This is a genomic window from Rhizobium sp. P2_G9 (assembly GCF_056403475.1).
Genome location: NZ_JBFUFK010000001.1, coordinates 239,178 through 259,097, shown reverse-complemented (window position 1 = coordinate 259,097; position 19,920 = coordinate 239,178). Strand labels below are relative to the sequence as shown.

20 protein-coding genes are annotated in these 19,920 nt (G+C 60.2%); 11 read left to right on the top strand and 9 right to left on the bottom strand.

All coding sequences use genetic code 11. From position 1 onward, the window contains the following. Window positions 1-224: 224 nt before the first annotated feature. Window positions 225-1,127, bottom strand: coding sequence for a DMT family transporter (locus AC1DYF_RS01405; protein WP_477874468.1), 903 nt, complete (start codon window positions 1,125-1,127; stop codon window positions 225-227). 132 nt (window positions 1,128-1,259) lie between these two features. Here AC1DYF_RS01405 and AC1DYF_RS01400 point away from each other — a divergent pair, with 132 nt between their 5' ends. Beyond that, window positions 1,260-1,730: an Lrp/AsnC family transcriptional regulator gene (locus AC1DYF_RS01400; protein WP_477874466.1), complete on the top strand. Its 471-nt coding sequence runs from the start codon at window positions 1,260-1,262 to the stop codon at window positions 1,728-1,730. 3 nt (window positions 1,731-1,733) lie between these two features. Here the strand turns inward: AC1DYF_RS01400 and AC1DYF_RS01395 are convergent, their stop codons facing one another. Next, complete coding sequence (locus AC1DYF_RS01395) at window positions 1,734-2,810, bottom strand: zinc-binding alcohol dehydrogenase family protein (protein WP_477874464.1); 1,077 nt, start codon at window positions 2,808-2,810, stop codon at window positions 1,734-1,736. A 102-nt stretch (window positions 2,811-2,912) separates the two neighbouring features. On the opposite strand from AC1DYF_RS01395, the gene AC1DYF_RS01390 reads away from it, so the two are divergent. After that, window positions 2,913-3,311 (top strand): winged helix-turn-helix transcriptional regulator, encoded by a 399-nt coding sequence (locus AC1DYF_RS01390; protein ID WP_477874462.1) that lies wholly within the window; start codon window positions 2,913-2,915, stop codon window positions 3,309-3,311. 5 nt (window positions 3,312-3,316) lie between these two features. Here the strand turns inward: AC1DYF_RS01390 and AC1DYF_RS01385 are convergent, their stop codons facing one another. After that, a complete protein-coding gene (locus tag AC1DYF_RS01385) occupies window positions 3,317-3,940 on the bottom strand; it encodes a L,D-transpeptidase (protein ID WP_477874460.1) in 624 nt (207 codons plus the stop codon). Between the two features lie 80 nt (window positions 3,941-4,020). Beyond that, the gene (locus tag AC1DYF_RS01380; protein ID WP_477874458.1) at window positions 4,021-5,217 is read right to left on the bottom strand and encodes a low temperature requirement protein A; all 1,197 of its coding nucleotides are present in this window, start codon (window positions 5,215-5,217) and stop codon (window positions 4,021-4,023) included. A gap of 47 nt (window positions 5,218-5,264) precedes the next feature. Between AC1DYF_RS01380 and AC1DYF_RS01375 the strand changes: the two genes are divergently transcribed. Next, window positions 5,265-5,462 (top strand): type II toxin-antitoxin system VapB family antitoxin, encoded by a 198-nt coding sequence (locus AC1DYF_RS01375; RefSeq protein WP_477874456.1) that lies wholly within the window; start codon window positions 5,265-5,267, stop codon window positions 5,460-5,462. Further along, the gene (locus tag AC1DYF_RS01370; protein WP_477874454.1) at window positions 5,459-5,833 is read left to right on the top strand and encodes a type II toxin-antitoxin system VapC family toxin; all 375 of its coding nucleotides are present in this window, start codon (window positions 5,459-5,461) and stop codon (window positions 5,831-5,833) included. Before AC1DYF_RS01375 ends, AC1DYF_RS01370 begins: the two co-directional genes overlap by 4 nt. Window positions 5,834-5,945: 112 nt before the next feature. On the opposite strand, the gene AC1DYF_RS01365 is transcribed toward AC1DYF_RS01370, so the two are convergent. The 3 genes from AC1DYF_RS01365 to AC1DYF_RS01355 all read right to left on the bottom strand — a co-directional run bounded on the left by AC1DYF_RS01365 (window position 5,946) and on the right by AC1DYF_RS01355 (window position 9,405). After that, window positions 5,946-6,599 carry a hypothetical protein gene (locus AC1DYF_RS01365; protein WP_477874452.1) on the bottom strand — a complete coding sequence of 218 codons (654 nt, stop codon included), beginning with the start codon at window positions 6,597-6,599 and terminating at the stop codon, window positions 5,946-5,948. Window positions 6,600-6,628: 29 nt separating this feature from the next. After that, complete coding sequence (locus AC1DYF_RS01360; RefSeq protein ID WP_477874450.1) at window positions 6,629-8,290, bottom strand: electron transfer flavoprotein-ubiquinone oxidoreductase; 1,662 nt, start codon at window positions 8,288-8,290, stop codon at window positions 6,629-6,631. 242 nt (window positions 8,291-8,532) lie between these two features. Further along, on the bottom strand, window positions 8,533-9,405 hold the full coding sequence (locus tag AC1DYF_RS01355; protein ID WP_477874448.1) for a LysR family transcriptional regulator: 873 nt from the start codon (window positions 9,403-9,405) through the stop codon (window positions 8,533-8,535). Window positions 9,406-9,496: 91 nt separating this feature from the next. Between AC1DYF_RS01355 and AC1DYF_RS01350 the strand changes: the two genes are divergently transcribed. The 4 genes from AC1DYF_RS01350 (at window position 9,497) to AC1DYF_RS01335 (ending at window position 13,322) form a co-directional block, all read left to right on the top strand. Continuing rightward, the gene (locus tag AC1DYF_RS01350) at window positions 9,497-10,486 is read left to right on the top strand and encodes a nitrilase family protein (RefSeq protein WP_477874446.1); all 990 of its coding nucleotides are present in this window, start codon (window positions 9,497-9,499) and stop codon (window positions 10,484-10,486) included. 235 nt (window positions 10,487-10,721) lie between these two features. Then, a complete protein-coding gene (locus tag AC1DYF_RS01345) occupies window positions 10,722-10,925 on the top strand; it encodes a hypothetical protein (protein ID WP_477874444.1) in 204 nt (67 codons plus the stop codon). A 287-nt stretch (window positions 10,926-11,212) separates the two neighbouring features. Beyond that, complete coding sequence (locus AC1DYF_RS01340) at window positions 11,213-12,505, top strand: Hsp70 family protein (protein ID WP_477874442.1); 1,293 nt, start codon at window positions 11,213-11,215, stop codon at window positions 12,503-12,505. A 40-nt stretch (window positions 12,506-12,545) separates the two neighbouring features. Then, the gene (locus AC1DYF_RS01335; RefSeq protein WP_477874440.1) at window positions 12,546-13,322 is read left to right on the top strand and encodes a hypothetical protein; all 777 of its coding nucleotides are present in this window, start codon (window positions 12,546-12,548) and stop codon (window positions 13,320-13,322) included. Between the two features lie 10 nt (window positions 13,323-13,332). Here the strand turns inward: AC1DYF_RS01335 and AC1DYF_RS01330 are convergent, their stop codons facing one another. Further along, a complete protein-coding gene (locus AC1DYF_RS01330) occupies window positions 13,333-13,971 on the bottom strand; it encodes a DUF4291 domain-containing protein (RefSeq protein ID WP_477874438.1) in 639 nt (212 codons plus the stop codon). 66 nt (window positions 13,972-14,037) lie between these two features. On the opposite strand from AC1DYF_RS01330, the gene AC1DYF_RS01325 reads away from it, so the two are divergent. Beyond that, window positions 14,038-15,183, top strand: coding sequence for an MFS transporter (locus tag AC1DYF_RS01325; protein ID WP_477874436.1), 1,146 nt, complete (start codon window positions 14,038-14,040; stop codon window positions 15,181-15,183). Here the strand turns inward: AC1DYF_RS01325 and AC1DYF_RS01320 are convergent. Beyond that, on the bottom strand, window positions 15,164-16,111 hold the full coding sequence (locus tag AC1DYF_RS01320; RefSeq protein WP_477874434.1) for a DMT family transporter: 948 nt from the start codon (window positions 16,109-16,111) through the stop codon (window positions 15,164-15,166). The two genes, AC1DYF_RS01325 and AC1DYF_RS01320, sit on opposite strands and share 20 nt — an antisense overlap. 361 nt (window positions 16,112-16,472) lie before the next feature. Here AC1DYF_RS01320 and pepN point away from each other — a divergent pair, with 361 nt between their 5' ends. Both pepN and AC1DYF_RS01310 read left to right on the top strand, forming a co-directional pair. Continuing rightward, on the top strand, window positions 16,473-19,121 hold the full coding sequence (pepN, locus tag AC1DYF_RS01315) for an aminopeptidase N (RefSeq protein WP_477874432.1): 2,649 nt from the start codon (window positions 16,473-16,475) through the stop codon (window positions 19,119-19,121). 80 nt (window positions 19,122-19,201) lie between these two features. Further along, window positions 19,202-19,906: a haloacid dehalogenase type II gene (locus tag AC1DYF_RS01310; RefSeq protein ID WP_477874430.1), complete on the top strand. Its 705-nt coding sequence runs from the start codon at window positions 19,202-19,204 to the stop codon at window positions 19,904-19,906. Window positions 19,907-19,920: the final 14 nt, after the last annotated feature.

Genomic DNA, 19,920 nt, shown 5'->3' with positions numbered 1-19,920 from the left:
TTCGAAAACGGGCAGGCACATCCTGGCCGATGCCGGACGCACCTTCATGATGATGATGGAAAGCCGTTCGCCGGATGCTTGGGAGGATGGGTACGGCTCAAATGATTTATAACCTTATTATCAGTGGTCCGTAAAGCAATTTGTGCGCCGCACACTAAAATCTACGCAATGTTAAGAAACGTTTACAGAAGGATGGCGCCTGGGTGGGCGCCATCCTTCGTGGTTCAGCGACGAGAAAACAGGCCGGTTGAAAGCAGGACACCGATGCAGGTGAGCGCCGCGGCGATATAGAGCGAAGTGCCTGCCTGTTCGCCGAGGATGGCCGCGCCGCCGAATACGGCGAGCACAGGGGTCAAAGCCGTGAAGGCAGCGGCTTGGATACCGCCGAGCGATTTAACAGCGACCCCATAGGTGAAAGTCGCAACCAGACCGGAAAGCACGCCTTGGCTCAGAAGCTGCAGGCCGCTTTCCGAGAGCGACACGTGGCTGAAGTCGACGCCGTGGATCGCCGCCAGCACGCTATGGATGACGAGTGACCAGAAGGCGATGACGGCGCTCGCATGCAGCGGTGCAAGGCCGGACTGTCGGAAGGCGTGGGTATAGGCACCCCATAGCGATGCGCCCGCCAGGATCATCAGCACACTGCTCCAATCCACGCCGCCAGTGAAAACGTGTGGCAGCAACAGGGCCAGCGAACCACAGAAAATCGCTGCCAGCCCGAGATAGCGCGTCGCGTCGAGTCGGCTGCGGAAGACGAAGATGCCGATCAGCGCCGTCGCAAACGGCATGGCGCCGCCGAGCAGCACGCCGGAAAAGCCGGCCTGGGAAGAATGAATGCCGCTGGCGGTGACCTGGAAGAACAAGGCACCCGAGCCCAACACCATGACCGCCAGCAGCGGCAACGGCACGCCCTTCGGCAGGATGCCATGTTTCAGCCAGACAGGGGCAAGTGCTATTGCCGGAATGCCGAAGCGGCAGAGGCCGAGTTCGATGGTCCCAAGATGGATATTGGCAGAATGCCGCGTCACCACCAGCCAGGATGCCCAGATGGCGACCGTGATGCCGGCCGCCACGTAGCCAAGAGCGGTTTTGCTACGAACGCTTTCCGATGAAACGATGGTTGCCATGGTGGTCGCCTTTCCTCTTTGGAACTGAAGAAAGAATAGGCCAGAGAGCCGAGGCATGTCCTTGCGCATTATGCTTGTGAATTGGCCCATAGCGCAATATCCTGCCAATATGAAGCGACAGGATTTGCAAACATGCCAAAACTGGATGAATTCGATTTTGCCATCCTCGAAGCCTTGCAGGACGATGGCCGGGCGACGAATGTCGACATTGCCGAGCGCGTGCATCTCTCGCCCTCGCCCTGCCTGCGGCGCATCCGCAACCTCGAACAGGCCGGCGTGATCCGCGGCTATCGCGCCGATATCGACCGCAAGGAGGTTGGGTTGGGGTTGACGGTGTTCGTCGAGATCAAGGTCGACAGGCATTCCAAAGAGAATGCCCAGGAACATCAGCGGGCGCTGCTTGCCATTCCGGAAGTGGTGTCCTGCTTCCTGATCTCCGGCCAGGCGGATTTCCTGGCCGAAGTCGTGGTCGCCGATCTGCCGGCCTATGAGAAGCTGCTGCTCGATACATTGCTGGCACTGCCCGGCGTCGCGGATATCCGCTCGAATTTCGCCATCCGAGCGGTAAAGACGGCCGGGCCGCTGAAATTACCGCGGGGGTGAGCCTTAAAATCCTTCGAGCACGATCTTGCCCTTGGTCTTGTTCGTCTCGAGCTGTGCATGCGCGCGCTTGAGGTTGGCAGCGTTGATGGTGCCGAAATTCTCGCCCAGCGTCGTCTTCACTTTTCCCGTATCGACAAGATCGGCGACGACGTTCAGCAATTTGTGCTGCTCGATCATATCCGGCGTGCCGTAGAGTGGCCGCGTGAACATCAGTTCCCAGTGGACAGACACCGCCTTGCGCTTGAAGATATTGGCGTCGAGCACCTTTGGATCGTCGATCAGGCCGAAGCGCCCCTGCGGCGCGATAAGCTCGGCGATTGCCTGCAGGTGTTCGCCGGAATGGGTGGTCGAGAAGATGAAACCGGGTGCGCCGATGCCGAGTGCGGCGACCTGCTCCGGAAGCGACTTCGAATGGTCGACGATAGGATGGGCGCCGAGCGACTTTATCCAATCAAATGTCTCGGGTCGCGACGCCGTGGCGATGACCGTGAGATCCGTCAACGCGCGGACGAGCTGCACCGCGATCGAACCGACACCGCCGGCGGCGCCGATGATGACGATGGCATTGGCTGCTCCCGGCACTCGTGCTGATATGTGGAACTGATCCATCAGCATCCTATAAATCGCATCCTTCGGCGCAGGCACAAGCGCAGTGATCCGCAGCCGGTCGAACAGCATTTCGAATGCCGTGATCGCCGTCAGCGGCAGTGCAGCAGCTTCGGCGAAACCAAGACTTTTCGGCTTGTGGCCGACGATACGCTCGTCGACGAGATGGAATTCGGCATTGGTGCCGGGACGGTTGATAACGCCCGCATAATAGACCTCGTCGCCCGGCCTGAAGAGGCTGACGTCCGGCCCGACCTCGCGTATGATGCCGGCAGCGTCGTAGCCGAGCTGCACATATTGTCCGGGTTCCGGCTTGCGGCTCGCACGAACCTTCGTGTCGACCGGGTTGACCGAGACCGCCTTGACCTCGACGAGGATGTCGTGGCCTGCAGCGGTCGGCTTCGGCAGGTCGACATCGATCAGCGAGGTCTCAACGGAAATGGGTTGCGGGTTCTCATAGACAACGGCGCGCATCAGGTCTCTCCTTGGGCGATTGCGTGAGAGCTATGTGGCGGATAGGATCGAAAGCCGCAAGAATGCACAAATTCTGTATATAGTACCAAAAAGGATACTGTCATGTCCCGCCCGCGCGCCAAGCTCGTCGAGAATTTCCCCGGTTGCCCGGTCGAGGCGACGCTGACCTTTCTCGATGGCAAATGGAAGGGTGTGATCCTCTTCCACCTTCTGTCCGGTACGTTGCGCTTCAACGAATTGCGCCGCAAGGCGCCGGCGGTAACGCAGCGCATGCTGACCAAGCAGTTGCGAGAGTTGGAAGAGGCCAGACTGATTTCGCGCACCGTTCATCCGGTCGTGCCGCCGCATGTCGATTATGCGCTGACGCCGGTCGGCCGCAGCCTGGAGCCGGTGATCAAGGCATTGCATGACTGGGGTCGTGCACATGTTTTCTGCGCTGAAGGTGAGCAGCAGGTGCGGCTGCCGGGCAGCAAGATCATCGACAGTGCGAAGGCAGCCTGATCGGCTCAGCTTGCCTGGATCACCACGACATGCGTTCCCACGGGCACGCGATCGTAGAGATCGACGACATCATGGTTGAGCATGCGGATGCAGCCGCTGGACATGGCCAGCCCGATCGATTCAGGCTGGTTGGTACCGTGGATGCGGAAATGAATGTCGTTGCCATGGCGATAGAGATAGAGCGCCCGGGCTCCAAGCGGGTTGGTGAGGCCACCGGGCAGGCCGCCGGCGAGCTTGCGATAACGCTCCTCGCGGTGCTGCATGTTGAGCGTGGGCGTCCAGCTCGGCCATTCAGCCTTGCGGCCGATATAGGCGTTGCCGCTCAGCGCCATGCCCTCGCGGCCGACGCCGACGCCGTAACGGATCGCCTTGCCATCGCCTTCGACCAGGTATAGCCGCCGCGCCGGGGTGTCGACCACGATCGTGCCGGCAGGGTAGGCCGTGGCGTAGTCGACTTCCGTGCGGCGGAGCTCGGGCTTGATCTTTTCGAGCGGCATGGCCGGCATCGGATGTTCCTCATCCGGGCGGGCAGCATAGTTGGCGCGCTGGGCAGACTGATCGGTGGCGCAGCCTGCGAGAAGTGCGGTAGCACCGAGACCAAAGATAAGGCCGCGCCGCGAAATCGTCATCGAAAGGATCCTTAACATTCGGTTTATGCTGCCGAAATTAAGGATTTATGGTTAATGCCGGGTTAAGCGGGCTGGCGAAATCATGGGTTCAGCCGACCTTCATTGCGCCGCTCGGCAGCTGCCTCCAAGGCCGGGATCACCACGAGGATGACGACGACCAGGGCGATCAGCCAGGCTTCTCGCAGCCCAGGATCCAGCCAGGCGAGCAAAGCCAGCAGAGCCGCAGCGGCCATCCGGATGCCGACCGGCCTGACACCCAGCACCTGCCGAAAAATGGCATGGCCTGCGAGGTAGACCGCGCTGCCCAGTAGCAGAAGCAGGTCCTGACGATGCTGGCCAGTGATACCCGCCGCCGAGCGTAGCCCGGCCGCGACCATGACCAGGCCGGCAACCATGACGAGATGGCAGGCGGTGTAGCCGAACATGGCGATCCGGGTGCGCAGACGATTGTCGGAATGCACCATGATATGCTCGGCGCGCACATCGTCGACGTCGAAATAGGTCCACCAGAGGCCGGCAATCAGCATCACGCTGAGCGCAAGATTGATGATCATCCTGGCATCGATCGTCTGCCCCTGCAGGCCGCTGCCGATGGCGATCACGGTCTCGCCGAGCACGATGATCAGAAGCAGGCCGTGCCGTTCGACGAAATGGCTGGCATTGAGCGAAAACCCCTCGCCCGTGTTGCGGATGGAGAGATAGGTGTAGATCACCGCCGGCCCCAAGAGCAGGACCCAGGACCACGACGTATCGATGCGGCCGGCGACGATGACGAAAATACACGCTGCAAGATTGAACGGCACGATGGCGAACATCGCCCTCGCCGCCTCGGCGCCGCCCCGCCAGGCGAAGGCGACGAAATGCAGAACCACGACGAAGAGATAGGCCAGGCCGAAGACGACCCGCGCCTCGCCATTGCTGGCGGGTACGGCAAGCGCCATGACCAGGAACCCCACCATCGCCGCCGCCAGCACCAGCCGCATCGATTTCGGCGTATGTGCATGATTGGTGAGCCAGATATAGCCCCCGTACATCCACCAGATCAGCATCAGCACCGCAAAGGCATGCAGGAGGTCGACTGCACTTTGCGCCCGCTCGACCAGGCGGGTGATCTGGGTGATGACGAAGACGAAGACCAGGTCGAAGAAGAGTTCGATCGTCTGGGCACGGAATTCAGGTGTTGGGGTGGATTCATGCGGCATGGAGAGGTCCGGAATCGCCAGTTTCGCGCAGGAGAACAGATTTTCCGGGGAGGTGTCCAGTGGCGGGGTGCGCATTGAATTTAGCATCAAATGATGCTATTTCGATGCCAAGGAGATTTGCGATGCGAACAACCGTGACATTGGATGACGATCTCGTTGCAGATGCACAAGAGATCACTGGTATCACCGAGAAGTCCGCGCTCCTGCGGGAAGCTCTGAAACGACTGGTCCAGCAGGAAGCAGCACGCCGATTGGCTTTGTTAGGTGGCAGCGAACCCGACTTCAGGGCTCCGCCTCGCTGGCGGCCGGACGAACAATGATCTTGGTCGATACGGCTGTTTGGGCTGATCATCTCGGCAAGCCGAATCCCAGATTGATTGATCTGTTGAATATTCAGCAAATCTATTCGCATCCACACGTTATTGGCGAACTGGCACTTGGCAATCTGCGTCAGTTCGATGTCATCATCCGTTTTCTTCAATACCTGCCGCAGCCCACGATCGCTTCAAATTCCGAAGTTTTGGAAATGATCCGGCAACACGAGCTTTCCGGATCTGGTATCGGCTACTCCGATTCACATCTCATCGCTTCTCTTCTTCTGACACCAGGGTCGTTGTTATGGACGCGTGACAAACGCCTCAACAATGTCGCTCACAAATTTGGCCTTGCCTGGTCCGCAGCAGCAAACTGAGCAACGCTATCGAGGCTGAGCGTCATCCCCACCCACCGTGCGGGATCGAGGGCGGCGGCAAAGACCACGCGCCCTCTCCCAAGGGGATATGAAAGATCATTTTGCATCCGCGCTATGGACGCTTCTCTGGTTCGATGACATGAGCCAAATAAGCGTGCCTGTCTGTCTCGATGCGAGGTTCTTTCCAACAGCACGTGCGCCACTCGCCCGGGGAATAACAGTAGATTCCATAGAGCCACGAAGCCTGCTCGAAATGCGCGATGATCGGCGGCCAATCCTGCCGATAAAAAGCGGCCGTCAACGCTTCCTGATCGCCGACGTCATCGTCCGATATCACATAGACAAATTGTATCGGCCGCGCAGCGATGTGAAGCTGGAGCTCACCAGCTATCAGCTGGATTTCGACGAGAATCTTGCGGGCTCCCCATAAGTCTTCCCGCAAGAACTCGGATGGCTTCATTGCACCGGACAGGCCATCCAACGCGAGACGCAGGCTGGGAGAAAGCACCGCCGATTTGCCCGTCAGCTCTGCTGCATCGTGTAGTTTAAGGCCGACGAGCCGATAGGGCGCGCGGTCGGAAAATCGCATTTCGAGATTGTTATAACCCCAAAAGCACGGGACCGGAGCAAGGTTGTACGAGTATAGCCAATACCGCGGTGGACCGAGTTCTGCAGCCACCTGCAAAAGCGGAGTTCCGATTGCAAGCGGCCCCAGTTCGCCAGTCCGAAGGAACGCTTTGAAGGACGCTTTCGGCTGCGGCACCATCGACCTCTTTTTCTTGCCGACCCGTTACATCACATATTCGGATAGACCGGCCCTTCACCGCCCTGCGGCGGCACCCAGTTGATGTTCTGGTTGGGATCCTTGATATCGCAGGTCTTGCAGTGGACACAGTTCTGCGAATTGATCACGTAGACCTGCTGGCCGTCCTTCTCCACCCATTCATAGACGCCGGCCGGACAGTAGCGGCTCGAGGGGCCACCATAGACGCCGAGTTCGGAGGATTTCTGCAGGCCCATGTCCTTGACCTGCAGATGGACAGGCTCGTTTTCCTCATGGTTGGTGTTCGACAGGAACACCGAGGACAGCCGGTCGAAGGTCAGCACGCCGTCGGGCTTCGGATAGACGATCTTCTTGTGGTTCGCAGCCGGCTCCAGCGCCTGCGCGTCGGTCTTGCCATGCTTGAGCGTGCCGAAGAAGGAGAAGCCGAACAGCTGGTTGGTCCACATGTCGAGGCCGCCGAGGCCGATGCCGACCAGCGTGCCGAATTTCGACCAGAGCGGCTTGACGTTGCGGACGCGCTTGAGATCCTTGCCGATGTCGGTCTTGCGCCATTCGTTTTCGATCTCGACCGGCTCGTCATTGGCGCGGCCGGCCTCGATCGCCGAAGCGATCTTGTCGGCCGCCAGCATGCCCGACAGGACGGCATTGTGGCTGCCCTTGATGCGCGGCACGTTGACGAAACCTGCCGAACAACCGATCAGCGCACCGCCCGGGAAGGAAACCTTCGGCACCGACTGGTAGCCCCCCTCGGTGATGGCGCGGGCGCCGTAGACCAGGCGCTTGCCGCCCTCGAAGGTGCCGCGGATCGAAGGATGCGTCTTGAAGCGCTGGAACTCCTCGAACGGGTAGAGCCAGGGATTCTTGTAGTTGAGGTGCATCACGAAGCCGACGGCAACGAGATTGTCCTCGAGATGATAGAGGAAGGAGCCGCCGCCGGTGCGCATGTCGAGCGGCCAGCCGAAAGAATGCTGCACCAGGCCAGGCTTGTGGTTCTCCGGCTTGACCTGCCAGAGCTCCTTGATGCCGATGCCGAATTTCTGCACGTCACGGCCTTCGGAGAGCTTGTATTTGGCGATCAGCTGCTTGGCCAGCGAACCACGTACGCCCTCGCCGATCAGCACGTATTTGCCGAGCAGTTCCATGCCGCGGGCGAAATTCGGGCCGGGTTCACCGTTCTTCTCGATGCCCATGTCACCGGTCGCGACACCCTTGACGGCGCCGACTTCGTTGAACAGCAGTTCGGTGGCGGCAAAGCCGGGATAGATTTCGACGCCGAGCTCTTCGGCCTTGGTGGCGAGCCAGCGACAGACATTGCCGAGCGAGACGATGTAATTGCCGTGATTGCTCATCAGCGGTGGCATCATGAAATTCGGCAGGCGGATCGAACCGGCCGGGCCGAGGAAAAGGAAATGGTCGTCAGTCACCGGCGTCTTGAAGGGATGACCTTCCTCTTCGCGCCAGCCGGGCAACAGGCGGTCGATGCCGATCGGGTCTACAACAGCGCCGGAGAGGATATGGGCGCCGACTTCAGCGCCCTTTTCGAGCACGACCACGGAGAGTTCGGGATTGACCTGTTTCAGCCGGATGGCGGCCGACAATCCGGCCGGACCCGCACCGACGATCACCACGTCGAATTCCATGCTTTCGCGCTCGGGAAGGTCCATTTCGCTCATCGTCACACCTTGTTGTCGTTGTCACACGGCAGACCTGCCGCGCGCCCCACCTCTTTTCCATCGGGTCTTTTGTCAAATCCGCCTGGAATTGTCGAGCCGGGATGCGGCGTTTTCATGTGGTTTTGAGGCTAAGTCGTCGTGGCTAAGTCGGCCGACAGGTCAAGTGCGGAGGCCGCGGAAACAGACGCCCGCCACGCTGGGGTCTTGGTACCGACAACCAAGCGGAAATAATATCCGCATGATTATGCTCGCGAACGCGATACATAATCGACAAAACGGCTCAACAGAGCGTTCGTGCTCCTCTTGAGCCAGCAAAGTCCGACAGGCCAAGCCGATTCCGGGCCTGAAAGAGGCTCCTGGCGCGTGCGGCCCGCCAATGCGTTGACGCCGTGCCAGGGTAAAAATGCTGCTCCCAGCCCGGCGGCAACAACGGCATGAACCGTCAGGATATCGTCGGCATACTGGATGATGCGCGGCTTGAAGTCGTTCGTGGAACACCAGCGGCTGATCTGCGCGTCCAATCCCGGGCCACGCAACGGCGAAAGCGCGACAAAACCGAGATCGTTCAACGCCGTCAGCCGATTTTCGCACGGCATTTTCATATCGTGCGGGAGCACCAATGCCAGACGCTCTTCTAGGACAGGTGTGAACGACAATTCGCCGATCTCTTCCGGCGCCCGGCAAAAGCCGACGTCCAGCCGACTATCGAGCAGTCGCTGATGCTGCTCGCGTGAAGGCAAATCGTTGAGTGTTATCTGACTGCCCGGTGTGGTGGTGCGGAAGCCGGCGATCAACTGCGGCGCAACGATGAGCGTCGATATGCCGAATCCTATGTCGAGCGACCCGGCTAAGCCGGCAATCGCGCGCTGCATCTTGATGTCGATGTCATCACCGAGGCGCAGGAGGGCGCGTGCTTCCCGCTGCAGCAGTTCTCCCAGGGGCGTAAGCTTCGCGCCGTGCCGACCGCGTTCGAACAGTGCGCCACCGACGGCCGATTCCAGTGCCTGTATTTGCTTTGACAGCGTCGACTGGGTGACGAACAGCTTTGCCGACGCCTTGCCGTAATGGCCGCTATCGATCAGCTGGATGAAGGAGCGGAGTAGTTTCAATTCCATTCAGTTATCGAATAATTTCTGTCGAAAATGCCATTTTACGAAACGATATCCCCGTGGTCAAATCGCTCCGGATCGATCAGGAGCAATCGCCATGGCATTCAAAGTCTCTTCCGTGCAATTTCAGCATCGGGCCAATGACAAAGCCTACAACCTCTCGCGCATCGTCCATTTCACGCAGGAGGCCATCGAGGCGGGCAGCCAGCTGGTGGTGTTTCCCGAGATGTGCATCTGCGGCTACTGGCACGTTCCGAAACTCGAAGGCGCGGATCTGCAGGCGCTGGCGGAACCGCTCTCTGGCCCCTCGGTGTCTTTCGTTGCAGCCCTGGCGCGGGAAAAAGGCATTGCGATCGGCGTCGGCCTGTTGGAGCGCGGCGAACATCAGGCGCTGTACAATAGCTATGCGGTCTGCATGCCCGACGGACAGATTCACTGCCATCGCAAACTGCATGCCTGGGAGCATCGCCTGATTTCCAGCGGCGACAGGTTTACGGTTTTCGATACGCCATGGGGTATCCGGGCGGGTATCCTGATCTGCTGGGACAATAATCTCGTCGAAAATGCACGTGCAACGGCCCTGCTCGGCGCGGAAATCCTGATCGCGCCACATCAGGCGGGCGGCGGCCATTCCGCCAGCCCGCATGGTCTGAAGAGAATACCGGTCGAGAAATGGATGCACCGCCATGACAATCCTGAGGCCATCGAGGCCGAGTTTCGGGGCCCGAATGGCCGGGAATGGTTCATGCGCTGGCTGCCGTCGCGCGCGCATGACAACGGCATGTTCCTGGTCTTCAGCAACGGGGTCGGCCTGGACGAGGACGAAGTGCGCACCGGCAATGCGATGATTCTGGACCCCTATGGCCGGATCATTGTCGAGACTTGGCAGGCTGCCGACGCAATGGTGAGTGCAGAACTCGATCTTGGCCTGCTCGATAAATGCACAGGCCAGCGCTGGATACGCGGCCGTCGCCCGGAACTCTATGGCTGTCTGACTGAAGCCAATCCCGGCGGCCTTTCGCCGATGGACGCGCATTTCTCCGAAGCTCCGACCCGTTCCAGCTCCCAGGTCGACCCGTCGCCATAAGCACAGTTCGGCGGGAAGGCTTTATGCTCCTGATGTCCGCCCTCGCGGAAACCGTCAGCGACCGCATCTAGCCTGGAACGAGCCGCCATTGAAGTCCCTCTGCAATAAGCATTGCGTCAACGGGTTCAACTCTTTCGTAAAGAAGTGGAACGTCGCGGAAATGTGAGCGGTCCGCCGATTGAATTCAAGGACGCAAAGCTTATCACTAGCCGCATCGATATTGGAGGACGGCGTCGTGCGGGCAATCGGGATCATTCTCATCATTATTGGCCTACTGGCCTTCCTGATGGGCCTCGTCTGGATAGGCCAGGGCTCGGGCGTCTTCCCCTATCCGGCGTCAAGCCCCATGATCAACCAATCGCCATGGATCTGGCGCGGCGCATTACTGGCGGTCGCCGGCATCGTCGTTTTCCTGATCGGCCGGCGCGTCAGGCGCTGACATTTCCATGCCTCCTTCCCTGCGTCCTGATACCAAAGGACAGATAGGGTTAAAGCCGGAGCGTTCAGACCGACAGCAGCGATGAGGCGTTGCCATCCGCCTCTTCCTGTGGCATGACGCGCGCCTTGCTTGCTGCGACGCAGCATTGATCACACACATCGCCGAAGCGCGCCGCGATTTCCAGATTCGCGACCGATGCTTTGGCTACTTGCTTTTGCGCATGTCCCTGCCCCGAAACCGGCAACCACGTTCGGGGGATATGCTCCAGTCACAAACGGAGACTTGCCATGGCCAGCGCTCTCGGCCTCGATTTCGGCACGACCAATACCGTGCTCGCCGTCCGCGGCGGCGACGGCACCCACTCGATCGGATTCGAAAGCGCCGCCGGCCATTCCGACAGCATGCGCACCTGTCTCTCCTTCATGAAAGATGGCCGCCTTGGCGCCTCGAAGCTGGATGTCGAAGCAGGTGCCGCGGCGATCCAGCAGTTCATCGACAATCCCGGCGATTGCCGCTTTTTGCAATCGATCAAGACCTTCGCGGCAAGCGCGCTGTTCCAGGGCACGCTTGTCTTTGCCAAGCGTTTTGCCTTCGAAGACCTGATGGAGACGTTCCTCCGCCGGCTGTCGAGCTATGCCGGGTCGGACTGGGGCAAGGATTTTCATCGCATCGTCGTCGGCCGGCCGGTGAAATTCGCCGGCGCCAGCCCGGACGAGGCGCTGGCGCTCGATCGCTACAACAAGGCTCTGTCGCGCTTTGGTTTTCCGCAAGTGCATTTCGTCTATGAGCCGGTGGCGGCGGCCTTCTACTTCGCCGAACAGCTGAAGCGCGACGCGACCGTGCTGGTCGCCGATTTCGGCGGCGGCACGACGGACTATTCAATCATCCGCTTCGAATGGCAGGGCGGCCGGTTAAGCGCTGTGCCGGTCGGCCATTCCGGCGTCGGGGTGGCGGGTGACCAGTTCGACTATCGCATCATCGACAACCTGGTGTCGCCACAGATCGGCAAAGGCAGCCATTTCAAGAGTTTTGACAAAATCCTCGAAGTGCCGTCGAACTACTACGCCAATTTCGGCCGATGGAACCAGCTGTCGATCTTCAAGACGCTCAGAGATTTCCAAGAGTTGAAAGGACTGGTTCGGACCGCGCTCGAACCGGAAAAACTCGAAACCTTCGTCGATCTCGTCGAGCATGACGAAGGCTATCCGCTCTACCAGGCAGTCTCGGCCGCGAAGATGCGGCTATCCGTGGCCGAGGAAACCGAGTTCTATTTCGCACCGCTCGGCGAGAGAAGCCGGCGGATGCTGCGGCGGGAGGATTTCGAGACCTGGATTGCCGACGATCTCAAGGCGATGGAAGGTGCGCTTGATGACGTGTTGGAGAAAACCGGGCTTGCGCCAACCGCAGTCGACAAGGTGTTTCTGACCGGCGGCACCTCCTTCGTGCCGGCGGTGCGGCGGATCTTCGAGAACCGCTTCGATGCGGGCAAGATCGAGAGCGGCGGCGAATTGCTGTCGATCGCGCATGGTCTGGCGTTGATTGGGGAGCGCGAGGATGAGACGCAGTGGACAACCCGCTGACAAACGCTTAGGTAGAAATCAAAAATATTGAGGGGCATTGATGATTTCGAAAAGCGTCGATATCCTACGCAGGAATTTGCCATTCTATATCGGCTATGCCATCGTACTCGGCATTGTTCGTCAACTCGAAGAAGTTGCTCTTGAGGGCTTTGTCCCACTGAATTTTGTCGCGGTGCCGACCATTCTGTTGGTGACTTTCCTGCAAGCTGCGCTTGCTCAACACATCTTTCGAACTGCTCTTTACGGTATTTCCTTTGCCGAGCTCCCGCCCCGTGGATCTCGGTTCGGCGGGCTGTTCGAACTTTGTGTAAAAGCCGCAATCTTGTTCGCCATTTCGACTATACCCTCGCTTATTTTCTTTATTTGGGCCAAGCACCTAGGGCTAGTGCCGGTTCCGCGTGCTCCCGATTTGCGGATTGCTCTGGCTTTGATCGCGATCACCGCCTTGTGTTCCAGCGCTGTTTTCAGCTACGCAGGCACATGGCTGCCCGCCTCCGTCTATAACGGTGACTTGAGTTTCGGCGCGGCGCTCACACGTGGCAACAAGACGTTCCAAGCGACTTTCCTCCCTCTTACGCTAGCGACACTTTTTTTGAATTGCCTGTCGTTCAGCTTGTCCTACACAGCGAAAATCTGGGATCTCCCGCCAAGTAACAGCGGCTTAGACCACGTCTTTCTCGGTGGTACGTTGAGATCTCTGGCGGCTCTCGTAGACGCATTTTACATGACCTTTGCCGCCGTCGTGTTGTCGCATCAATATCTTCGCTCGGAAATCAGCAAAGAGGAGGTTTCACAGCCGGTCGCTGATCTGACTTGAAGCACCGGGCTCAGGTCGAAGTGGTTTCAAGGCGGACCGGCAAAATGTCATCGATCCTGGCTGCATACGGCGCCTCCTCCGGGATCAAGCCCAGTGCTTCGTCCAGCCTCCCAGCTTTGACGAGTTCCGCCATGGCGACCGCCAGTTCAGTAACATCCGTGATCTTCCTGATCCACGCATTCACATAAAGCTGCACCGCCGCAGGACTGAGGCCAATCTGGATTGAGCGGTACTGCAGCGGCCGGTGCAAGAGATCGCGCTCCGGGTCCCACTGGATCACCACCTGCGAGGCATCCTTGCGCGCGCGCCATTCCTCATGCGTCATATGTTCCGGGCAATGGCTGAGCACGGCATGGTCGAGTGCCCATTGGAAGCCATCACGGGTGATGTCGATAGCGAGGATGCGGTTCTGGCCTGGATCTTTCTGCGCCCAGCCGGAGCGATACATCATCCAGAGGAAGGACGGTTTTATCCAGGTCATCCGGTTCATGCTGAACGGCGGCGAGATGAATGTGCCGTTGGCGAGCGCGGTGTCGGCGATGTCGTCCCTGTAGGCCTGGTAGACCCTGATCGTCTCGTCGTTGAAATGTGCCCGGATCTGGTAGGTGGGAATAGTCTGCTTGTCGCAATTTGATCTGTCATTCGTCATATCCGGATTATAGAACGGCGGCGCCAATCAGGTAAAGATAGGGTGCTTCGCAAAAGGAAAGTGCCCGTGATCGAGAGCCTGCGCGCCGTCTCCGCCTTGTTGCTGTCGATCTTCATCGTCATGACGGGTTTCGGTGTCGCCAGCTATGTCGTGCAGTTGCGCGCCATGGCCGAAGGCTGGACGGCCTATGACCTGTCGCTGATCGGCGCCGTCTATTCGCTGGGCTATACGCTCTCGTCCTTCATCACGCCGAAATTCATCCGCCGCACCGGCCATGTGCGGGTGTTTGCCGCCTATATCGCGCTGATGTCGATCTCGGTGCTGCTCTGTGCGCTGGTGACCAACCCCTATGCCTGGATGTTCTTCCGCGGCCTGTTCGGCTTCGGCATTGCCGGCGGCTACATGATCATGGAGAGCTGGATCAACGAGAAGTCGGAAAACGAATATCGCGGCTTCATGTTCTCGGTCTACATGTTCGTGGCAATGACCGGCTCGATCGCCGGCCCCTATATCGCTGCCTGGGGTGACGCAATGACGGCGAGCCTGTTCATCATCGCTTCGATCCTGCTCTGCATCGGCATCTTTCCGATCTCGCTTTCGGCCGCATCGTCGCCGTCGCTGCCGACGGAAGTGGGCTTCGATCTGACGGGGCTGTGGCGGCGTTCGCCGGTCGCCTTTGTCGGCACCTTCCTTGCCGGCGTCATCGCAGCGGCCTGGCTGAATTTCTCGGTCGTCTACGCTCGAATGGCGGGCCTCTCCGAAACCGGCGGCGCCAATATCATTGCCGCCGTGACGCTCGGCTCGATGGCGGCGCAGTTTCCGCTTGGGCGGCTCTCCGATTTCATCGACCGGCGGCTGGTCATGGTGCTCTCAGCCGTAATCGGCGTTGCGGCCACACTCTGGATGGCGACGCTCGACGGGCACCACGAATTCACGCTCTATGTCGCGGGCTTCTTCGCCGGCGCTGTGATCTATCCGATCTATGCGATCAATGTGGCGCATGCCAACGACATGGCGAGCCCCGGTGAATATGTGCGGATTTCGAGCGGCATCACGGTCCTCTACGGGCTCGGTGTCATCGTCGGCCCGCTGCTCGCCGGCCCGGCAATTTCCATGGCCGGCGCCCGCGGCTTGCCGCTGCTGCTGGCGGCCGGGTTCGTGTTTTATGGCGGCTATGCGGGCTGGCGCATCCTCAAGCGTCCGGTGCGATAGGACTCACAATCCCGGTCGCTGCCAGCAATTCTCTGCGCCGCTGGTGCTCACGATGGATGATGTAAATGCCCGAGCCGATGACGATTGCGGTGCCGAGGATCAGTGTCTCATCCGGCAGTTCGTTGAACAGCAGATAGCCGGAAATCGTGCCCCAGATAATCGAGGTATATTCGAACGGCGCCACTGCGGAGACGTCCGCGTAGCGATAGCTCTCCGTCAGCAGGATCTGCCCGACGCCGCCGAAGAAGCCCGCGGCAATCAACAGCCCGGCTGAGGCCAGACTCATCCCGACCCAGCCGAACGGTAACGTCAGCAACGAAAAGCAGCTCGATGACAGCGAGAAATAAAGCACGATGGTGGGCGTGTTCTCGGTCCGCACCAGTTGCCGCACATGCACCATGGCGATCGCCGAGAGCGCCGCTCCGGCCAGGACCGCGAGCGCACCAAGCGAGCCCTCCAGCCCGAGCGTGCCATTGCGGATCGCATCGAGCCGCGGCCAGAGGATGATCACCACGCCGACGAAGCCGACCGCGACCGCCGTCCAGCGATAGCGCCGCACCACTTCGCTGAGCAGCAGCCAGCCGGCGACGACGGCAAACAGCGGCTGGGCATAGCCGATGGCGATATATTCCGGAAGCGGCAGGTGGACGATGCCGTAGAAGCCGAGCGCCATGGAACTGACGCCAATGAAGCCGCGGTAGAAATGGCCGATCGGATTGGCGGTGCGGAACGAACCGTTCAGCCGGCCGCTCAGCGCCAGCCAGCCGATGATCGGAAACATGGCAAAGAACGAACGGAAGAAAGTGATCTGCCCCGTCGCCAGCCCCTCGCCGCCGAGCTTGATCAGCGACGACATGCAGACGAACAACACGATCGAGCAGACCTTCATGGCAATGCCACGCAGGGGATTGGCGATCGTCTTATCCATCAGGGCATCCGCGTAGGCAAAGCATGGGGAATCCAGTGTAACTTAGAGGCTTTGGCGTGTTGGGGCCAGCGAAAGATGCAATCCTCGATGCTGAACTCACCGCTTCCCGGCAACCGCCCAAAACCCGCAAAATCGAGGCTGAGCCTATTGTATTTCACACTCCGCCAGCCCATCGTTGCTGATTGTTACGCGAAATCGCGTTTGACGTGCTGAATTGGAACAGTTTAAACAAATATTCAGTGGACGGTGGATATGTTGCCGCCGGAAATTGGCGTTGTTTCGGCTTCGAAAGAGACGCGGAATGGCGCGGGGAGAAATCGTCTAACTCAGAAAATTGGCATTTGCCAATTCAGGAAGCGCCATGGAAGCCAACGCCGGCCAGATCATCCATCTGGCAGACTATCGCCCGACCGATTTCATCCTGGAGCGGGTGGATCTCACCTTCGAGCTCGACCCCAGGCAGACGCTCGTCATCCAGCGCTCGCTCATGCATCGCCGCGACGGCGCGGCCGCGGACGCGCCGCTGATCCTCGATGGCGACGAACTGACACTCAAAGCCGTGGCGATCGATGGCATTGCGATCGACGAAAGCCAATATGTGGTGGATGCCAGGCAACTCGTCATCCACAATCTGCCGACCGGCGTCACCTTCGAAGTGACCGTCGAAACCATTCTCGATCCCGAAGCCAACACCAAGCTGATGGGCCTCTATCGCACCAACGGCACCTATTGCACCCAGTGCGAGGCGGAAGGCTTTCGCCGCATCACCTATTTCATGGACCGTCCGGATGTGCTGGGCGTCTATACGATCACCATCATCGCCGATGGCACCGCCAATCCGGTCATGCTGTCGAACGGCAATTTCCTCGGCGGCGGCGACTATGGCGATGGCCGGCGCTTCGCCGTCTGGTTCGATCCGCATCCCAAGCCGAGCTATCTGTTCGCGCTGGTGGCCGGGGATCTCGGCGTGGTCGAAGACACGTTCACGACGATGAACGACCGCGAGGTCAAGCTGCGCATCTATGTCGAACACGGCAAGGAGCCGCGCGCGGCCTATGCCATGGATGCGCTCAAGCGTTCGTTGAAGTGGGACGAGGAAGCCTTCGGCCGCGAATATGATCTCGACATCTTCATGATTGTCGCCGTCTCCGACTTCAATATGGGGGCGATGGAGAACAAGGGGCTCAACGTCTTCAACGACAAGTACATTCTTGCCGACCCCGAAATCGCGACCGACCAGGATTATGCCAATATCGAAGCGATCGTCGCGCATGAATATTTCCACAACTGGACCGGCAATCGCATCACCTGCCGCGACTGGTTCCAGCTCTGCCTGAAGGAAGGCCTGACGGTCTTCCGCGACCACGAATTCTCCGCCGACCAGCGCTCGCGTCCGGTCAAGCGCATTGCCGAGGTGCGGCATCTGAAATCCGAGCAGTTTGCCGAGGACGCCGGGCCGCTGGCCCATCCCGTGCGGCCGCAGGTCTATCGCGAGATCAACAATTTCTACACCACGACCGTCTACGAAAAGGGCTCCGAAGTCACCCGGATGATCGCTACCCTGCTGGGCCGGCCGACATTCCGCAAGGGCATGGACCTCTATTTCGACCGGCATGACGGCCAAGCCGTGACGATCGAAGATTTCGTCAAATGCTTTGAGGATGTCAGTGGCCGCGACCTCAGCCAGTTCTCGCTCTGGTACAACCAGTCGGGCACGCCGCTGGTGTCGGTCTCCGCCGCCTATGACGCCGCCGAAAAGAGCCTGAAACTGTCGCTGGAGCAGATGATCCCGCCGACGCCGGGTCAGCCGACCAAGCAGCCGATGCACATCCCGCTCGCCATGGGCCTGCTGCTCGACAACGGCAACGAGGCGGTTCCCACAGCGGTTGCCGGCGGCGAGTTCGCCGAGGGCGTGCTGCATCTCACCGAGCGCAGCCAGACCTTCACCTTCGAAGGCATTGCCTCGCGGCCGGTGCTGTCACTAAACCGCAGCTTTTCGTCGCCGATCAACCTGCATTTCGATCAATCGCCGGAAGATATCGTCCATATCGCCCGGCATGACGGCGACCTGTTCTCGCGCTGGCAAGCGATCAATCTGCTGGCGATGCGCGACCTGCTGGCGGCGGTGAAATCGATCGAGGCTGGCGGCCAGGCTGAGGCGAGCGCGCAGCTTATCTCGATCCTCTCCGCCACCGCCGTCAATGACGCGCTCGAGCCCGCCTTCCGAGCGCAGGCGCTGGCCCTGCCTTCCGAGGCCGATATTGCCCGCGAGATCGGCAGCGACATCAATACCGATACGGTGCATGCGGCGCGCGACGGCATCTTGCGTTCGGTCGCCGGCGCCATCGCCGAGCCGCTCGCCGGTCTTCATGCTTCGCTGAAGAGCGAGGGCGCGTTCAATCCAGACTCGGCCAGTGCCGGCCGGCGGGCGCTGCGCAATGCGGCGCTGACCTGGCTCTCCTACAGCGATAAGGGGCCGGAGCGCGCTACCCAGCTGTTCGAGTCCGCCGACAACATGACGGAACTGGCGCATGCGCTGCTGGTGCTGGCGCATCGTTTCCCCGATAGCGACGCTGCAGTCGGCGCGATCGATGGCTTCGAGGCGCGCTTCCGCAGCAATCCGCTGGTGCTCGACAAGTGGTTCACGATCCAGGCAACCGTACCGGCTGCGGCAACGCTCGGCCGTGTGCAGACGCTGATGTCGAGCCCACATTTCGCGCCCAACAATCCGAACCGCTTGCGCTCGCTGATCGGTGCTTTCGCCATGTCGAACCCGACCGGTTTCAACCGCGCCGACGGCGCCGGCTATCAGTTCCTGGCCGAGCAGATCGTCGCCATCGACAAGCGCAATCCGCAGGTCGCAGCGCGCATCCTGACATCGATGCGCTCGTGGCACTCGCTGGAACCGGTACGCGCCAGCCATGCCAAGGCGGCGCTGATGACGATCGAACGTTCGGCGCCGCTGTCGACGGATGTGCGGGATTTGATCGATCGGATGCTGAAGGCATAGCGCGTCAGGGCTCCCGACCAGCCGGTGCCCTTTCGCCCGCAATCCTGCCGCTTCCGGAGAGGCGCGAGAGGAGATCGCCGATGGAGTTTCCCGGTTCGAAACCTGAATGGCTGACGTTCGACTGCTATGGAACCCTCATCCAGTGGGATGAGGGCCTGCTTGCCGCCGTCAATGCCATCCTGGCGAAATATCCCGGTCACGCGGTGAACGCCGCGACGCTGATCCATGTTTACGACAAATATGAGCACCAGCTGGAATCGGAGACGCCGCACCGCTCATTCAAATCGGTGGCCGCGGCAGGCCTGCAATTGGCAATGGCGGAGCTTGGGCTGCCGGGCCGTCCCGATGACGCCGCAGTGCTGACATCGGGCATTTCAAGAATGCCGCCCTTCCCCGAGGTTGTCGCCGCGCTCGCGGACCTGAAGGCCATGGGCTTCAAGCTCTGCATCGTCTCCAATACCGACGATGACGTCATCGCCGGAAATGTCGCGCAGATGGGCGGGCATGTCGACCGGGTGATCACGGCGCAGCAGGCAACCTGGTACAAGCCGTCGCCGCACATCTTCGAATATGCGCATCGCGCCATCGGCGTCACCAAGGACAAGGTGATTCATATCTGCGCCAGCCCGCATCTCGATCTGGTCGCGGCCCGGGATATGGGATTCCGTTGCATCTGGATCGACCGGGGAACCGGGCGCAAGCCGCCCGCCGACTACGGTCCCGGCCGGACCTTTCCAACTCTGGACCGGGTTCCGGACTATTTCAGGTCGATCGGCTGGGGCTGACGACCGCGCCACCA

Coding starts and splice junctions, on each gene's coding strand:
- AC1DYF_RS01395 (WP_477874464.1), bottom strand. CDS start 2,810: ATGCGCGCCGTTGTCTATGAGAACCCGCAACCCATTTCCGTTGAGACC.
- AC1DYF_RS01400 (WP_477874466.1), top strand. CDS start 1,260: ATGCCAAAACTGGATGAATTCGATTTTGCCATCCTCGAAGCCTTGCAG.
- AC1DYF_RS01365 (WP_477874452.1), bottom strand. CDS start 6,599: ATGGTGCCGCAGCCGAAAGCGTCCTTCAAAGCGTTCCTTCGGACTGGC.
- AC1DYF_RS01380 (WP_477874458.1), bottom strand. CDS start 5,217: ATGCGCACCCCGCCACTGGACACCTCCCCGGAAAATCTGTTCTCCTGC.
- AC1DYF_RS01370 (WP_477874454.1), top strand. CDS start 5,459: ATGATCTTGGTCGATACGGCTGTTTGGGCTGATCATCTCGGCAAGCCG.
- AC1DYF_RS01310 (WP_477874430.1), top strand. CDS start 19,202: ATGGAGTTTCCCGGTTCGAAACCTGAATGGCTGACGTTCGACTGCTAT.
- pepN (WP_477874432.1), top strand. CDS start 16,473: ATGGAAGCCAACGCCGGCCAGATCATCCATCTGGCAGACTATCGCCCG.
- AC1DYF_RS01390 (WP_477874462.1), top strand. CDS start 2,913: ATGTCCCGCCCGCGCGCCAAGCTCGTCGAGAATTTCCCCGGTTGCCCG.
- AC1DYF_RS01375 (WP_477874456.1), top strand. CDS start 5,265: ATGCGAACAACCGTGACATTGGATGACGATCTCGTTGCAGATGCACAA.
- AC1DYF_RS01405 (WP_477874468.1), bottom strand. CDS start 1,127: ATGGCAACCATCGTTTCATCGGAAAGCGTTCGTAGCAAAACCGCTCTT.
- AC1DYF_RS01360 (WP_477874450.1), bottom strand. CDS start 8,290: ATGAGCGAAATGGACCTTCCCGAGCGCGAAAGCATGGAATTCGACGTG.
- AC1DYF_RS01350 (WP_477874446.1), top strand. CDS start 9,497: ATGGCATTCAAAGTCTCTTCCGTGCAATTTCAGCATCGGGCCAATGAC.
- AC1DYF_RS01355 (WP_477874448.1), bottom strand. CDS start 9,405: ATGGAATTGAAACTACTCCGCTCCTTCATCCAGCTGATCGATAGCGGC.
- AC1DYF_RS01340 (WP_477874442.1), top strand. CDS start 11,213: ATGGCCAGCGCTCTCGGCCTCGATTTCGGCACGACCAATACCGTGCTC.
- AC1DYF_RS01320 (WP_477874434.1), bottom strand. CDS start 16,111: ATGGATAAGACGATCGCCAATCCCCTGCGTGGCATTGCCATGAAGGTC.
- AC1DYF_RS01385 (WP_477874460.1), bottom strand. CDS start 3,940: ATGACGATTTCGCGGCGCGGCCTTATCTTTGGTCTCGGTGCTACCGCA.
- AC1DYF_RS01335 (WP_477874440.1), top strand. CDS start 12,546: ATGATTTCGAAAAGCGTCGATATCCTACGCAGGAATTTGCCATTCTAT.
- AC1DYF_RS01330 (WP_477874438.1), bottom strand. CDS start 13,971: ATGACGAATGACAGATCAAATTGCGACAAGCAGACTATTCCCACCTAC.